The sequence below is a fragment of the Kouleothrix sp. 19917 genome (assembly GCF_057073505.1).
The window spans coordinates 1,559,497-1,576,370 of the sequence record NZ_CP097099.1 but is presented as its reverse complement, the minus strand read 5'-3'; the positions used below and the strand labels follow the sequence as shown (position 1 = coordinate 1,576,370).

General features: G+C 50.7%; 12 protein-coding genes. 11 read left to right on the top strand and 1 reads right to left on the bottom strand.

The features are described from left to right. The first annotated feature begins 210 nt into the window (after positions 1–210). From M1P90_RS06430 to M1P90_RS06415, 4 genes are all read left to right on the top strand, one after another. A complete protein-coding gene (locus M1P90_RS06430; RefSeq protein ID WP_483701800.1) occupies positions 211–699 on the top strand; it encodes a DUF4279 domain-containing protein in 489 nt (162 codons plus the stop codon). 836 nt (positions 700–1,535) lie between these two features. Further along, positions 1,536–2,096 carry a Uma2 family endonuclease gene (locus tag M1P90_RS06425; protein ID WP_483701799.1) on the top strand — a complete coding sequence of 187 codons (561 nt, stop codon included), beginning with the start codon at positions 1,536–1,538 and terminating at the stop codon, positions 2,094–2,096. Positions 2,097–2,846: 750 nt separating this feature from the next. Continuing rightward, positions 2,847–3,365, top strand: coding sequence for a hypothetical protein (locus M1P90_RS06420; protein WP_483701798.1), 519 nt, complete (start codon positions 2,847–2,849; stop codon positions 3,363–3,365). Between the two features lie 779 nt (positions 3,366–4,144). Beyond that, on the top strand, positions 4,145–4,510 hold the full coding sequence (locus M1P90_RS06415) for a hypothetical protein (RefSeq protein ID WP_483701797.1): 366 nt from the start codon (positions 4,145–4,147) through the stop codon (positions 4,508–4,510). A 1,221-nt stretch (positions 4,511–5,731) separates the two neighbouring features. Here the strand turns inward: M1P90_RS06415 and M1P90_RS06410 are convergent. After that, on the bottom strand, positions 5,732–6,127 hold the full coding sequence (locus M1P90_RS06410; protein WP_483701796.1) for a hypothetical protein: 396 nt from the start codon (positions 6,125–6,127) through the stop codon (positions 5,732–5,734). A gap of 81 nt (positions 6,128–6,208) precedes the next feature. On the opposite strand from M1P90_RS06410, the gene M1P90_RS06405 reads away from it, so the two are divergent. From M1P90_RS06405 to M1P90_RS06375, 7 genes are all read left to right on the top strand, one after another. After that, positions 6,209–6,772: a hypothetical protein gene (locus M1P90_RS06405; protein WP_483701795.1), complete on the top strand. Its 564-nt coding sequence runs from the start codon at positions 6,209–6,211 to the stop codon at positions 6,770–6,772. A gap of 208 nt (positions 6,773–6,980) precedes the next feature. Further along, complete coding sequence (locus M1P90_RS06400; RefSeq protein ID WP_483701794.1) at positions 6,981–7,469, top strand: DUF4279 domain-containing protein; 489 nt, start codon at positions 6,981–6,983, stop codon at positions 7,467–7,469. A gap of 2,018 nt (positions 7,470–9,487) precedes the next feature. After that, positions 9,488–10,153: a hypothetical protein gene (locus M1P90_RS06395; RefSeq protein WP_483701789.1), complete on the top strand. Its 666-nt coding sequence runs from the start codon at positions 9,488–9,490 to the stop codon at positions 10,151–10,153. Positions 10,154–10,948: 795 nt separating this feature from the next. Then, a complete protein-coding gene (locus tag M1P90_RS06390) occupies positions 10,949–11,764 on the top strand; it encodes a hypothetical protein (protein WP_483701793.1) in 816 nt (271 codons plus the stop codon). Between the two features lie 245 nt (positions 11,765–12,009). Next, positions 12,010–12,738 carry a hypothetical protein gene (locus M1P90_RS06385; protein WP_483701792.1) on the top strand — a complete coding sequence of 243 codons (729 nt, stop codon included), beginning with the start codon at positions 12,010–12,012 and terminating at the stop codon, positions 12,736–12,738. Between the two features lie 329 nt (positions 12,739–13,067). Then, positions 13,068–15,314, top strand: a complete 2,247-nt coding sequence (locus M1P90_RS06380) for an ATPase domain-containing protein (protein ID WP_483701791.1) — start codon at positions 13,068–13,070, stop codon at positions 15,312–15,314. A 261-nt stretch (positions 15,315–15,575) separates the two neighbouring features. Continuing rightward, complete coding sequence (locus M1P90_RS06375; RefSeq protein WP_483701790.1) at positions 15,576–16,286, top strand: hypothetical protein; 711 nt, start codon at positions 15,576–15,578, stop codon at positions 16,284–16,286. Positions 16,287–16,874 lie beyond the last annotated feature (588 nt).

Here is a 16,874-nt window from a genome sequence, read left to right as displayed (position 1 = left end):
GTACAAACGCTGCTCAATCGGCGGGCCCAACACGGCGTTGCAGTTGACCGCTTCGCGCACGAGATTGGTGTTTTTTAGGAAGCCTGTGCGGCGCTCGCGGCAACTGAACGCCAAACCGTTGGGTCGCACTCTGGTGTGGCTCATAAAACAAGTCCAACTACGCTCACTCCTGGAGCCGAAAGATAGCCTTACAACTGTGCTGAGATATGTATGTCTGATTCGTATGACGACGATTACGGCACCTGTAAAGAAACCTCAGCTGCCTTTCGCATTATGCATCCCTCGCTTGACCCTGTCGTGATTTCACACAAGCTGAAGCTTACTCCCTCCTGGTCTTGGAGCAAGGGGACGCCACGGGGCTCTCGCCAAATTCCAACCCGTAGTGGTATTTGGGGCTTTGACACCGATGGTATTCTCACCTCTCGCGATTTACGGCGGCATCTGGATTGGCTTCTCGATCACCTTGAACCACACGCGGCAACACTCGCAACCTTGAAAGCCGAAGGATATCAGATGGATGTATTTTGTTTGTGGTGCCGAGACGGCGGGACAGGTGGGCCAATGCTCTCACCGCATAATATGGCGCGCTTGGCAGCACTTGATTTGACTATTGGCTTCGAGTTCTGGTCGGTTGATGAAGACGATGATGAGGACGAAGTGCAGGAACAAGAGCATCCATCAAAATCAAATAGTCCATAACATGTTCGACGCTCAGCCTTGTGGCTTTCTCAAACAAACGGCTTACAAATCGTGCAACCCAACACGCGCTTGCAGCGGACGCCGCTTCGCGTCGAGCAAGATCGTGCGTTTTTCAGCGTCAGTATCTGCTACAATGTGATAGCTATTTATCGGTGGCGGCGCCGCTAAAGCGCAACCCGTTGGGCGCATCTCATTTCGCAGGTTGTCTTGATCTCGCAGGTCGCTTTCTGTCTTTTCGGCATAAAAAAGCAGTGCAACCACGAAGGAACGAATCGAGCGTGGAATGAACGCCCGTTGTGCCGCGTGATTCCAGTCAACGCCTTCTCAACCCCGCGTGGTACGAGCGCCCGTTGTACTGAACGTGGTTCCGTTCAACGCTTGGCATATTTCAACGTGATACGAACGCGCGTGGTGCTGAGTGTGATTCCGGTCAGTGCTTTCTCAACCCTGCGTGGCACAAAAGCTCATTGTGCTGAAGTGGTTCCGGTCAGCGTGATTCCGCCAAGCACAGTTGCTCGTGTCGATGGAGCGTGATTGGCGTCTGCCTCAGTTTGGCTTTCTATCGAAGTTCACGCCCAACACGCGCTTGCAGCGGACGCCGCTTCGCGTCGTGCGAGATCGTGCGTTTTTCAGCGCCAGTGTCTGCTACAATGTGACTGCCATCAATCAGTGGCGGCGCCGCTAAAGCGCAACCCGTTAGCTCGCCATCCATCAACAGCATCGTCGTTTCACACATTCATAAGGCACCACACATCGCACGCGATTGCATCACCCTATTTGCTATGGTAGCATGCCTACAATGATATCGATGATCCATTCACACGGAGAGCTTGGGCATGACTATTATTGATCGTCAACTGCTTACGGCACAGGAATACTGGCTGCTCCCGGAGAATGGCATGCAGCGCGCTTTAGTGCGTGGAGAGGTGTACGAGACCATGCCACCTGGTGGACGCCACGGCTTGATTGCAGCAATCCTCAGCATGCTTCTCCGTCTCTGGGCGAAAAATGGACATCCTGGCTGTATCGGTGTCGAATCTGGCTTTCTGTTAAAACGCGCTCCTGATACGGTTCGCGGTCCTGATGTTTTTTATATCCGCGCCGAGCGCATTCCTTCAACTGGTATACCCGAAGGCTTTTGGACAATCTCCCCTGATTTGGCCGTTGAGGTTGTCTCACCGAATGAAACAGCTGAGGATGTGCGTGAAAAAGTGCGCGATTATCTGACCGCTGGAACGCCGCTGGTTTGGGTCATCTACCCACGAACTCAAGAAGTGGTGGCGCATACACCCGATGGTCTTGCCCGAACATACAGTCGTGATGATACGCTTGATGCACCGACACTGCTCCCTGGTTTTACTTGCGATGTAAAGGCGCTCTTTGAGGATATGGCATAAAAGCATATGCAGAGTGTAAACGACGGCAAGCTAACACGGCGTTGCAGTTGACCGCTTCGCGCACGAGATCGGTGTTTTTGATAGAAGCCTGAGCAGCGCGCTTGCGGCAACTGAACGCCAACCCGTTGGGCGCATCTCATTTCGCAGGTTGTCTTGATCTCGCAGGTCGCTTTCTGTCTTTTCGGCATAAAAAAGCAGTGCATCCACGAAGAACCGAATCGAGCGTGGGATGAAGGCTCGTTGTGCCACGTGATTCCGTGTCGCGCTTGCTCAACCCTGCGTGGTACGAGCGCCCGTTGTACTGAACGTGGTTCCGTTCAACGCTTGGCACATTTCAACGTGATACGAACGCGCGTGGTGCTGAGTGTGATTCCGGTCAGTGCTTTCTCAACCCTACGTGGCACAAAAGCTCATTGTGCTGAAGTGGTTCCGGTCAGCGTGATTCCGCCAAGCACAGTTGCTCGTGTCGATGGAGCGTGATTGGCGTCTGCCTCAGTTTGGCTTTCTATCGAAGTTCACGCCCAACACGCGCTTGCAGCGGACGCCGCTTCGCGTCGTGCGAGATCGTGCGTTTTTCAGCGCCAGTGTCTGCTACAATGTGACTGCCATCAATCAGTGGCGGCGCCGCTAAAGCGCAACCCGTTGGACGGTACCGCTACACAATCCTAGCCATTTCTCGGAAAGAGAACAGCGACAATTCTCGTGCTATAATCGATGCTCAATGACATACGTTCAGAATTGAATTTCCTTATGCGTTTTCATCGACATATCCTTTACATTTGTTTCGATGCCGAGCATATCTCAATTCGCTCATCACAGCGAGCAGAAGCCTATTCCGATCAGCCATATCTTGCTGTCGAAGGCGAAAATGACATTCGTGCTGTGGGAGCACTCGCACACAGCGTCATAGCTGAAAATCCTCAGCGTTATCGTCTGGTCGCGCCATTCTCTCATCCGCGCCTGTGGATAAGCAATTACTCAGCGGCAGAAGCGATTATTCAGCATGGACTTCGCGCATTGAAACTACCATATCCACGGTTGCATCCACATATTATTGTTCATCCCAAGCGATTGACACCCGAGGACTTGACGCATTTGGAGCTTGTTGCGGGGTATGATCTCGCGCTGAACTTGCAACCAAAACAAGCATACGTCTGGCTCGGACGCGAGCTTGCTCAGCAAGAATTCAGCACGCTCCAGTTTCCTACCAGTGAAGGGCGGCTTTTTCAGCATCCAATGCTGGCACAGACACTCGATGCGGTCGTGTAGACATCGCATACGCGCGTACCGTCCAACACGCGCTTGCAGCGGACGCCGCTTCGCGTCGAGCGAGATCGGGCATTTTTCAGCGTCAGTTTCTGTTACAATGTGTTGCCATTTATTGCAGCGGCGCCGCTAAAGCGCAACCCGTTGGGCGTGTCTCGTTTCGCAGGTTGTCTTGATCTCGCAGGTCGCTTTCTGTCTTTTCGGCATAAAAAAGCAGTGCAACCACGAAGGAACGAATCGAGCGTGGAATGAACGCCCGTTGTGCCGCGTGATTCCAGTCAGCGTTTTCTCAACCCCGCGTGGTGCGAGTGCTCGTGGTGCTGGTGTGATTCCGGGCAACGTCTCGCTCATTTCAAGTTGATTCAAAAGCTTGTTATGCCGCGTGGTTCCGTTCAAGGCATTCGCAACCCTGCGTGGAATGAAGGCTCGTTGTGCTGAATGTGGTTCCGGTCAACGTGATTCCGCTGAGCGCAGCTGCTCGTGTCGCTTCAAGGTCTGTGGCTCATGCTTCAGTTTGGCTTTCTATCGAAGTTCACGCCCAACACGCGCTTGCAGCGGACGCCGCTTCGCGTCGAGCGAGATCGGTGTTATTTTCCGCGCCAGTATCTGCTACAATGTGGTTGCCATCAATCGGTGGCGGCGCCGCTAAAGCGCAACCCGTTAGCCCGCGGCTCATCACACGTCAACTCAATCACGAGCCTGTGCGGTATGATGCAAACGAGTGAATAGGTCATCTGTTATATCACATATCCGAACGCAGCCAGCCGAAATTAGGCGAACTCATGTCTGAACCTTATTCCAATCACTCGGAGCATGCCCTGCCAACACCCGAACTTCCTATCCTCATAAATGAGCATGGCGATGTGATGATTTTTACGACGGTGCAGAGCGCCGAGCGGTATCTCGAACCTATTGATGTCGAGAATAATGAGTATGTTGGATATGATGCGCTCGGACGGAAGCTCAGTCTCTCTACGACCCGTCAACGAGTAACAATTGGGTTGGCCGACGACCCAGCTATGTACCAAGCTGAACTTGAAGGTTTGTTGCGGACTTTTCTCGGTACTCTCAGCTATCGAGCGACAACGAAACCGGCACTTACGCTAGCGGATTTGTTTGAGCAATGTGTGCCATATGCCCAAAAGTAAGGTTGCTCGGCGTTGCCTGATAATCACCGAATAAGATGGCCAGGAGGAGCCCGGCAAAGGTAAAACCGGTAAAGTGTTTCTCAACTATACTACTTCTGCGCCAAGTCCTAAAGTCAGTTGTTCAAATTTATGCCTTTCTAGTGGGGCTGAACTGCCAGAATAATCTTTAACACTGCGCATAGAAGTCAGTATATTGTTTCAGGGCAATGCAAAAACGTAGCCGCAGGCTAACACGGCGTTGCAGTTGACCGCTTCGCGCTCAAGATCGGTGTTTTTTAGAGAGGTCATTGCAGCGCTCGCGGCAACTGAACGCCAACCCGTTGGGCGCGTCTCGTTTCTGAAGTTGTCTCGCTCTTGAATAGCGCGTTATGTCGCCTTGGCAAAAGAAAGCTATGTAACAACGAAGCAACGAATCGAGCGCGAGATAAAGGCCCGTTGTGCCGCGTAGTTCCAGTCAGCGTTTTCTCAACCCTGCGTGGTGCGAGCGCTCGTTGTGCTGGAAGTGGTTCCAGTCAGCGTTTGGCGCATAGTAAAGCGATACGAACGCTCGTGGTGCTGAACGTGATTCCGTCAACGCTGTCTCAACCATGCGTGATACGAAGGCCCGTTATGCTGCGGTGGTTACAGTTAGCGTGGTTCCGCCCAGCGCAGTTGTTCGTATCGCTTTCGCGTGGTCGGTTCATGCTTCGACTTGGCTGTTTATCAAAGCTCGCGCCCAACACGCGCTTGCAGCGGACGCCGCTTCGCGTCGAGCGAGATCGTAGGCATTTTCCGCGTCAGTTTCTGCTACAATGTGGTTGCCATTTATCGGTGGCGGCGCCGCTAAAGCGCAACCCGTTGGGCGAACGCTATCCTGATCACATTTTTGAGTCCAGTCCATCGCCTCATCATTTCTGTTTCAAGTCGCCTGCCTTTCTTTTGCACTGAGCATATACCTCCATAGGTATGTTTTTGCCTTGCCGGTTTCGCTCGTCAGCCTCGTGTGCACCTTGCTCATCACTTCCTGACCATCCCCATTTTTGCTCTGCTTCCCCGCTCTTTCACCAGTTTCGTTTGATGCCTCAGACGCGCCTCGCAACGCTTTTTGGCAGGTGCAAATTCCTTTTCGGCAGGTGCATTATTCGAATTTGCAGGTGCAAATTCCTTTTCGGCAGGTGCATTATTCGAATTTGCAGGTGCAAATTCCTTCTCGTCTTGGGCACACAACAGATCTTCGCGCACTCACCGTATGAGCGGATACGTTGTTCGGTCGCGAACCGCGCGGCGCGCAAAACGAACGGTCGCTTCCAGAAATCTCGTGCTGCGCGCCACGCGGAACGCTCCCGCTGTCAGCAGATCAACGCCGTTCGCGTGCGCAGGCGCAATGAAGCGGGCACAAGCACCGCTGCGAGCACTCGCCTGCCTTGCGCCCGCCTCGTTGCGCAGCCATAAACCAAACGCAGCAGCAAATGAAACGTGGTATGATTGCGGCAGCAACACCGTGGTCGGCAAACAAGCGCGTTCGCCCAACACGGCGTTGCAGTTGACCGCTTCGCGCGCAAGATCGCGCCTTTTTTGAGAGAAGCCTGAGCAGAGCGCTCGCGGCAACTGAACGCCAACCCGTTGGACGGCGGCCATCAACACCACTCTGAACAAGGTGCAGTATTGTCATTCATCTATTCTCTTTCTCTGTAACTCGAAGGGTCGGCAAGTCGTATAATGGGACAGAGCGACGTCATCAATACAGCAGAGCAAATCATGACCGCCTCCCACCCAGCTGCAACCGGCGAGACGTGTACAATCTATCACGAACCCCAGGTATTTAACCAAGTTGCCGTGTACATTGTGGCACTGCTCGTACCACTCTTTGCGCTGATTCCAATTGTCGCGATACGCAATGATCTCAAGCAACAAGGCGTTATTTCCACAGGAACAATCACGATCTCGCTTGTTCTTCTGCTCGTTATTCTGATTGCATTCTGGGTCGCGCGACACCTGAAAAGAACCGCATATTTGATGCTGTCCCCCAAAGGGCTCGAATACTATGGCCATGGGATAACCATCAAGACGACTTGGAGCAATGTCCAAGAAATCACGCATGGCAGTGGGTTGCCATCACTGCTATTACACCGGCCTGCTGCAACCTACATCAGTCCGCTGCATCAACGCGATCTGTATACGACGCGTCGTATACCGCTCTTTATCTTTCAATATTCCGACCAGAGTGCGTTAGCGCATGATCTCCGACGATTTGCGCCGCAACTCTTTACAAAACCTGCCTAGCGCTCTGCAACTATGAGCCGCCGTCCAACACGGCGTTGCAGTTGACCGCTTCGCGCGCAAGATCGCGCCTTTTTTGAGAGAAGCCTGAGCAGAGCGCTCGCGGCAACTGAACGCCAACCCGTTGGGTCGCACTCTGATGCGGCTCATCAAACAATGTACGCTCACTTCTGTAGCTGAAAGATAGCCTTACAACTGTGCTGAGATATGTATGTCTGATTCGTATGACGACGATTATGGCACCTGTAAAGAAACCTCAGCTGCCTTTCGCATTATGCATCCTTCGCTTGACCCTGTCGTGATTTCACACACGCTGGGGCTTACTCCCTCCTGGTCTTGGAGCAAAGGAACGCCACGGGGCTCTCGCCAAATTCCAGCCCGTAGTGGTATTTGGGGCTTTGACACCGATGGTATTCTCACCTCTCGCGATGTACGCCGGCATCTAGATTGGCTTCTCGATCACCTGGAACCACACGCGGCAACACTCGCAGCTTTGCAAGCCGAAGGATATCAGATGGACGTATTTTGTTTGTGGTGTCGAGACGGCGGGACGGGTGGGCCAATGCTCTCACCGCGTAATATGGCGCGCTTGGCAGCACTTGATTTGACTATTGGCTTCGAGTTCTGGTCGGTTGATGAAGACGATGATGAGGACGAAGTGCAGGAACAAGAGCATCCATCAAAATCAAATAGTCCATAACACGTCCGACGCTCAGCCGTGTGGCTTTCTCAAACAAACGGCTTACAAATCGTGCAACCCAACACGCGCTTGCAGCGGACGCCGCTTCGCGTCGAGCGAGATCGGGCGTTTTTTAGCGCTCGTATCTGCTACAATGTGCTTGCCATCAATCGGTGGCGGCGCCGCTAAAGCGCAACCCGTTGGGCGTCTTTCGTTTCGCAGGTTGTCTTGATCTCACAGGTCGTTTTCTGTCTTTTCGGCAGAAGAACGCAGTGCATCCACGAAGAACCGAATCGAGCGTGGCATAAAGGCCCGTTGTGCCGTGTGGTTCCGTGTTGCGCTGTCTCAACCCCGCGTGGTACAAGCGCCCGCGTTGTACTGATTGTGGTTCCGTTCAACGTTTGCCGCAAAGGAGCGTGGTACGAAGGCTCGTGGTGCTGAGTGTGGTCCTGTTCCAGGTTGTCTCAACCCTGCGTGGTACGAACGCTCGTGGTGCTGAATGTGGTTCAAGTCAGCGTGGTTCCGCCGAGCGCAGTTGCTCGTGTCGCATCAACGTCGGCGTCTCATGCTTCCATTCGGCTGTTTATCAAAGCTCACGCCCAACCCGCGCATGCAGTCCGACGCCGCTACGCGTCGAGCGAGATCGGAGCTTTTTTGGCTGCTGGTTTTTGCTCGATTGGATTCCCGATCTATCGGCGCGGCGCGGCTGATGCGCATGCCGTTGGGCCGCTCACCCCCGCTCTTTCTGGCTCTGGTATAATGATCACAATTGCGTAAATGTACAACCGAACACTGACATGACAACTCCTTCGTTCCAGCTTCATCTTCCGCGCTTATCGATCATTCTTGCTCTGATTTGGGGCATTCCACTACTGTGCTTGGCACTTCTGCCCGTACTCGCTCGTGCCCAAATCGAAGTACATGGGCGAGTCATCCAACGTACCGTCGAATGTTCCGATCCATCCAACTCGCTGCGCTGCAACACGATCTATCTCCTTCAGGCTCAGAATAGCAGCACACCGTATCGCTATGTCGCCGGATATGCCGACAGTTCCATAATGCAAAATCTGAATCTTCCACCCGGCACAGTCATCGATAAAGACAGGTGGCGGCTAACCTATGCTGTCAATGGGCGCGAAATTAACGATTTCGCCTTAGGTATGCCTATCCTTATAACTGCCCTTAGCCTCCTGCTTATCGGTTTTGGCCTATGGCGCGCACTTACGGATGGTGTATTTCCTCATCGAACAATCACAGCGGGGTAAACGCTCTGGGCCTTTTTATCCATCTTGCCCTGATTATCCAACCCACAACATCTTCGTATGCCTAAATGCCGAAAGTCTCAACCGTAACGTGTTACTGTTTCTACGGCGCGGCCCAACCCGCCCATGCAACCGACGCCGCTCCGCGTCCGCGAGATCGAGGCTTTTTTGAACCATAGAATCGGCCCGAAGCCAGTACCATTTTATTAGTGGCGGCGCCGCTAAAGCGCAACCCGTTGGGCGTCTCTCGTTTCGCAGGTTGTCTTGATTTCACAGGTCGCTTTCTGTCTTTTCGGCAGAAGAACGCAGTGCAACTCCGAAAGAACGAATCGAGCGTGGGATGAACGCCCGTTGTGCCGCGTGATACCGTCAGCGTTTGCTCAACCCCGCGTGGTGCGAGTGCTCGTTATGCTGATTGTGGTTCCATTCAACGTTTGACGCATATCAACGTGGTACAAAAGCTCGTGGTGCTGAACGTGATTCCAGTCAACGCTTTCTCAACCCTGCGTGGTATGGGCGCTCGTTGTGCTGAATGTGGTTCCGGTCAACGTGATTCCGCCGAGCGTAGTTGCTCGTGTCGCATCAACGTCGGCGTCTCATGCTTCCATTCGGCTTTCTATCGAAGTTCACGCCCAACACGGCGTTGCAGTTGACCGCTTCGCGCGCGAGATCGGTGTTTTTGAGGGAAGTTTGTGCGGCGCTCGCGGCAACTGAACGCCAACCCGTTGGGTTGCAACGATAGCACTCCTCCTCCAAAAACCATCATTTGGAGTCGTCTTGACACAATACCAAAGCGCAAAAAGCGTTCTCACCATTGGCAATCAACTGCTTGATGGCCCTCGCGCAATACTCCCACCTCCAACGATTGACAATTTTGGATGGCTCGAACCAGAACTTCGTCTTATCTCTTGGGATGCGCCTGGTCTTACAAAGCAATCAGTTGCTCTTTTTACTGACAATACCGTGAATCGTGAAACCAACTTTCTCCAGCCGATTATTCGTATTGCGCATTGGGAACGCGGCTACGATATTCGTGCGAAACCACGCTGGCCTTCAGTAACGGTTCAAATCGGCTCCTGCCTCGATGAAAAGCAGATGCTTCATACTTCAATTTATCGTCTCCATCAGGCGTTTAGTCTACTTCCATTTCTCCCATTTGGTATATCGCGTCATCGAGAAGTTCCAACATTTCCCTACAGTGGTAGCGGAAACCTCGAAATGTTTGTAAGTAATGGAGTGCAGGCAGTGACTTTTGTGACACCCGCACTACCCGATGGAGATGCGCTGACTGAGCAATTTCGAAAAGTCTTTGCCGAGTTGAAAGATGCCTGTCAACCGTTCGACATGAATGGATGGCGCGAACGATATAACAATGATCTAACCGACAAAACTTTTCTGAAACATTGGGACTGGGATGGAAACGTACCAAATGATGTGCTGTAAACCAGCAACCCAACACGCGCTTGCAGCGGACGCCGCTTCGCGTCGAGCGAGATCGTGCGTTTTTCAGCGTCGGTTTCTGCTACAATGTAACAGCCATCAATCAGTGGCGGCGCCGCTAAAGCGCAAGCCGTTGGGCGCGTCTTAGACGCAAGGTTGTCTCGATCTCAAATGTGATTTTATGGTGCTTCGCCATACGAGCGCGGTGCAGCCACGACGGAACGAATCGAGCGTGGGAGGAAAGCTCGTTGTGCCGCGTGATACCGTCCGCGTTTTCGCAACCCCGCGTGGTACGAAGGCTCGTTATGCTGAAGTGGTTCCGGTCAACGATTTCGCAACCCTGATGCAGACAAATGCCGGTTCTTTTCCACGTGGTCGCGGCAGCGCTTTCTCAACCATGCGTGGGATGAAAGCTCGTTATGCCGCGTGGTTCCGTGTCGCGTTTTCTCAACCCAACGTGGCGCAAGCGCCCGTTATGCTGAGGTGATTCCAGGCAACGTCATTCAACTGAGCGCAGTTGCTCGTATTCCATCAACGTGGTTAGCGTATGCCTCAGCTCGGCTGTTTATCAAAGCTCGCGCCCAACACGCGCTTGCAGCGGACGCCGCTTCGCGTCAAGCAAGATCGGGGTTATTTTCCGCGCCGGTATCTGCTACAATGTGCTTGCCATCAATCAGTAGCGGCGCCGCTAAAGCGCAACCCGTTCGGCGGCTGTCATCCGATCACCATCCTTGCAAGGATCTGCTAAAATGCAGCGGTGGAAGGCGTTTAACTTCCGCAGTGTCTAAGGCTATCGATATGGATCAGCGCACCTACGAACAATTCACCCAGACCTTACACCAGCGCCTTGTAGCAGACGATCGGGTACTTGGCCTCGTTGCTCTTGGCTCAATGGCCGAGCCTATACGGCGTGACCAGTGGTCGGATCACGACTTCTGGATCATCACGCAAACGGGTGCTCAAGAATACTTTCTTACTGACCTCTCCTGGCTTCCAAACGCCCAGGATATCATTCTTCCCTTTCGCCAAGGAACGCAGTATTATACGGTGCTCTATCAAACCGGACATAGTGTTGAGTTTGCGGTATTCGATCGCGATCAGATGCAGAATGGCAAGACAGATCGCTATGAGGTGCTCTTTGACAAAGCGACTATTACCATAGATATGCAGCGTATTCACGCGCAGACCCTCACGTCAGTCCGTGCGGAGCACGACGCTGTACCAGATACAAAGATATTCAATTATTTCTTCCTACAACTCTTGGTTGGTGTCCAAAGACATTTTCGCGGCGAGGTATTGAGCAGCCAAGATTACATCTCTTTCTTGGCAGTCAATAATCTTTTGACCCTGATTCATCGATACATTCCTCCACAAGATCCAACGATGCGCAATACTTTCGATACACGACGGCATTTTGAGCGCCTCTATCCCGCCATTGCGCAAGAGATCACGCTGTGTCTCACACAAGCCAGTCCAGTTGCTGCGCTTGGATTACTCGATGTCGCTGACAAACGTCTCGCATCTGGGATACCTAGATACCCACAGGATTTGGCCAACGTTACCCGCGAAACCATCCGCACCTTGATACAGCAACCACAGGTTGAGGATCGCTAGCCTAAAACCAGGAAGCGAACTGCCGCCGAACACCCCCATGCAGTTGACGCCGCTGCGCGGCCACAAGATCGGGGCGTTTTTGAAACACAGCATCGGCCCGAAGCCCGTACCGATATATCTGTGGCGGCGCAACTGATGGGCAACCCGTTGGGCCGCCGCGAGAAGCCAAAAAATTAGCACATGTCACTTATAAGAGTAAATCTTGAAGCAGCACTTTTCTATTTCTAGAACGAACAGGATATACGATGTCGCTCGATGAAAGTGAGTTAATTGAAGAGCTTGAGCATCAGCGTCAAATGGTAAAGGCGTTGCGCCGCCGTCGGCGCCTGCTAGAACATAACCATGTTACTAAGGGAATTGAAACCGACCCACATATACTGATGCAAATAGAGGATATTAGCCAGCAAATAAAAGAACGTGAAGCTGAGATTGCTCGTTTGCAAACTATATCAGTTCAAGCCGAGGAGTCACTCGCTGAGGTAGAATATCGTGTTGCAGTAGCAGAAACATTGGATACTCCTCAGGGAATTGCTTCCTATGCCGGAAGCGCCCGACTAGAATTATTACGGTTGCGATTAGGTATGCCAATAGAGGAAGCTCAGTCTATTGAGTCAGTTGTTAGAGCAGCACTCGCAGTGAGGGAATTAGGGGCGTTAATCCATGCAGAGCTAAACATAATAGGTGAAATTGCGAATAATGAAAACTTGAATACAACAATATCTAACGATGATAAATACGCAAAACTTCAATGGAACAAATGTATCTCAGTAATTAAAAAACTAGAACGTGCAATCTATTTAGATCGTGAATCTGCTATTGGATGGTGCAGTCAGATAAGAAAACCAAATCCAGAAGACCTTCGGAAAGTTCTTACGATTGGGAATGATCGATTTGGACATTTTACTCAGCGGACACTTCATAATTTTATAAATCGGCTCGAAAGAGCCCGTTCTGATGCTGAGCATGAGAGTTAAAGATTGTTCAATCTTCAAATTCATTAATACAGACAAATCCACTCATATTGAACTATTCTAAGAGTAAGTCGGCCCAACACGGCGTTGCAGTTGACCGCTTCGCGCACGAGATCAGTGCTTTTTAAAAAAGTTTGTGTCTGCGCTCGCGGCAACTGAACGCCAACCCGTTGGGTCGGTTGTGAACCAAAACCTTGTGCCTGGCAAATATATCTGTGGCACCGCCCTGTTTTTGAATATATGTTATAATCTGTTTGAGCTCCTTTGGTACTCAAAAGAACTAAGGCTGTTATAGTAGTAACAACTCATGGTCACAGAGGTTAATAGTATCTATGAATGAGCAAGAAGAAAAGAACAATATCGCCGAGATACGAGAAGCACACAGAAAAAGGCTGCATCTATTAAGAGTACAAGCAGCAAATCAAGGATTTCATGCACTCCCTCACGTCCATACTGAGATAGAAGAGATCCAAAAGCAAATAAAAGCCCTCGAAATCGAAAACGCAGCCCTTAGCGATGACTCATCAACATCACAGACCTCATCTCTTGAGGCGAGATTAAGCAATATCGAGACATTATTAGGGCAGCAGTTGGCTTCGCTTCATCGTAGTGACAGCCAAGAACAGTTCAGGCTGTATCGCACGAACGTATCTCAAGCTTTTTGGTATTTGCCATCTAGTGCAGAAGAACAGCGACCGTTTGCGCCTGCGCATAAAGCACCATCTCAAATGCAGAGTAACAATGTGCCGTCGACATTCGCTTGGTTTGATGAGCTTTTACGAGATGGATTGTATTTGCCATTTGAAGGGAACCGCCCGCTAACAATGGTAGTTGCAGGCCCTCCAGGGAGTGGAAAGACCTCTTTAGTATTAGAAATGTGTTATAGGTTAGCGCGAAATGAACTTAAGAATCTTGATGCCCTGCGCTCTTTATATATCTCGCTAGATCAAGATACGGACAGGTTAATCTCTAATGCCGAGCGGTTCGGGTATGATTATGTACGGCAGTTTATGGTTTATTATCACGCAGAGCAGAGTGAATTGATGTCTCGGGGAGGCGGATACGTCTCTGTTTATGGAAGAGATCGAATTGCCTTGCAGAATCTTCTCTCCAAACGTCGTATAAAGAGTGCTAACCTCTTGAAGCAAATAGTTAATGGAGCAAAGGAAGATCTAGAGAAGCGGCTTGAGAATAATTATCTTTCCGGCTTCGCGCCTGATATTGTTGTGATTGATAGTCTTAACATAGTCCCAGGGGCAGATAAAGTTGAACTATTTCATCAATTTTATGATTCTATCACATCTGCCGGGAGTAAGCTAGTGATTTTTGTCATCGATTCAACTAGCAGTAATGGTAATTATGCTCTTTGGGAGTATGCTTGTGACTTTGTAGTGCGTCTAGATTATACAAATCAGACAGATTATTATATTCGAACTATTGAAATAGTAAAGGCTCGATACCAAAGCCATGTATGGGGCAAGCATCAATTGAAAGTGTATGAAATGCCTCAAATACCCGTATTTCAGCACTCATATTTATCTCAAGGTTCGCAAATTCATGGAGAACTACGGAGATATCATCCTTATAGAAAAGAAGGGGGGATTTTTATCTATCCTTCTATTCATTATTATCTTTCTTTATATAAGAGGCAATCTTCTAATATAGATGTAACCTACGCGCAGACAAAACCTGTGCTCAAAGGCGTTTTGGAAAATGGCATCCCAGAGGGACGTTGTACTGCATTCATTGGCACTAGAGGGGGGCACAAAAGCCATTTTGGGTATTTACACTTATTAAATCGGATTATTCAAAGACGCTCTCCTAAAGAGCGGAAAGAAGCTGCTCTTATAATTTCCTTAAGAGATGATGAGAATATGACGGCAAAAACACTTGACAATATTATTAACACAGAATTCAATGATAGCGATATTTCTAGAAGAGATCTCGAAGAGTCTAATAAACTAGAAATCCTTTATTTTCATCCTGGATCCATCACACCAGAGGAGTTTTTTCATAGAGTGTTTATCAGCGTAAAGAGGCTTGTCAAAGACGGTAATAAATTGACGGTTCTTTTTAATAGTGTAGATCAAATTGCCAGCCGATTTCCCCTATGCGCAAAAGAGAACATATTTATACCCGGTATAATAGAATTTTTAACAGGTGAGGGTGCTACTAGTATATTCATCGCTGTAGATGAGCCTGGACAGCCTGCAGAACAATATGGGCTTCTTCCTATGGCGGATCTCATTCTGTCATTTTATCCTCATAGAATTCCATATGAACAATATAGAGAGATGCTAGTAGAAGCTGACCTAACTGACAAATCTGATTCGCATTCGCAAATGGACGAGAGGTTTGGGCAAGGAAGTTATGTTGAAGCCATTGTGCTTCAAGTAGTGCGCTTTGCAGGTGGCGAACAGGCTGGCGCTCGCGGAATTTTGGAACTAATAAGAGAAGATTATAAAGGACTATATAAAGAAGCAGGACTTCAATTTTCCCCTATTGGACCGAAAGTACAAACGGAACCACTAGTCTACTCTCATTTTCGATCTCAGATAAATTATACTAACCGAAGCTAGCATCTTCGCCTATCGGCGGCTCAGGTAGTGGCGCAGTATTAAATGGTGTCACCCCGACCGGAGCAAAGCGAGGTGGATGGGTCTGGCAGGGCTGCGTAGTGAGATTCCTTGTTGCGCTCGGAATAGCAAACCATTCGGAGTTGAATTACTACAGTCGATAGATTGGTTTGCTCTCTGTAGACTTATGCATTGCTCGTCGCTCCGCCAACTCCCGGCCCAACACGCGCTTGCAGCGGACGCCGCTTCGCGTCGAGCAAGATCATGCGTTTTTCAGCGCCAATTTCTGCTACAATGTGGCAGCCATTTTCAGTGGCGGCGCCGCTAAAGCGCAACCCGTTCGGCCGTCAGCCATCACAATTCTTCAATACCGGAGTCAGTCATTCTGAGCGTACTGGTATAGCATCACTCACCACAAAGTGCTGGTTCCAAATGACACTCTTCGATACGAAACAAGTATTTGAGCAAGCGATCCTGAAAGAGCATGATGCGATTATCTTGCTCTCCTTTTTGCGTGTTATTGCGGCCGTCGAGCATACCGTTCATTGGCAAATAGCTCAAATACAAGCTGTTGAGAGTCGTGACAATCCTGAACTGTATCGTCAGGTGATCCACATGCTCCTGAATCAAGACATGCTTGCCGCTATCAGTAGTACATCATCACAACAAGCCATTGAACTCCGCCACTCCATTGATACTGGCACACCTCAGGCAATTATTGATTGGTACCACAATCAGTGGTCAGGAGCTGCAACCACTGCCACAGAAATCCTCATCTCAATTGCGAGCGCACTGCGCACTGTCATATCGAGCATGTATGGTCAGATCAATCTGCTTCGCCAACAACTGCGTCTCGATACAACTCAAGAAGCTGTATTGCAGCGCACTATAGAAGCAGTGGATGTAGTACGGGCATGCCGAAATCAGCTTGGGAGGCATCTTGACGAGGATGGCGTAAAAATACCACAATTTTAAAGTCAAAGCTGCGACGTGGCTGCGGCCGAACACGCGCTTGCAGCGGACGCCGCTTCGCGTCGACCGAGATCGTGCGTTTTTCAACGTCTGTTTCTGCTACAATGTGTTTGCCATCAATCTGCGGCGGCGTCGCTAAAGCGCAACCCGTTGGGCGCATCTCGTTTCGCAGGTTGTCTTGATCTCGCAGGTCGCATTCTGTCTTTTTAGGATAAGGACGCAGTGCAGCTACGAAGAGCCGAATCGAGCGTGGGATGAAGGCTCGTTGTGCCGCGTAATACTGTCAACGTTTGTCCAACCCTATGTGGTGTGAGCGCCCGTTATGCTGGCGTGGTTCCGGTCAAGGTTGGGCGCGCTTCAAGGTTGTACGAAAGCCCGTTGTGCCACGTGATTCCGTTCCAAGGTGTCTCAACCCTGCGTGGTATGGGCGCTCGTTATGCTGAATGTGGTTCCGTCAGCGTGATTCCGCCGAGCGCGGCTGCTCGTGTCGATGGAGCGTGATTGGCGTCTGCCTCAGTTTGGCTGTCTATCGAGGCTCACGCCCAACACGCGCTTGCAGCGGACGCCGCTTCGCGTCGAGCGAGATCGTGC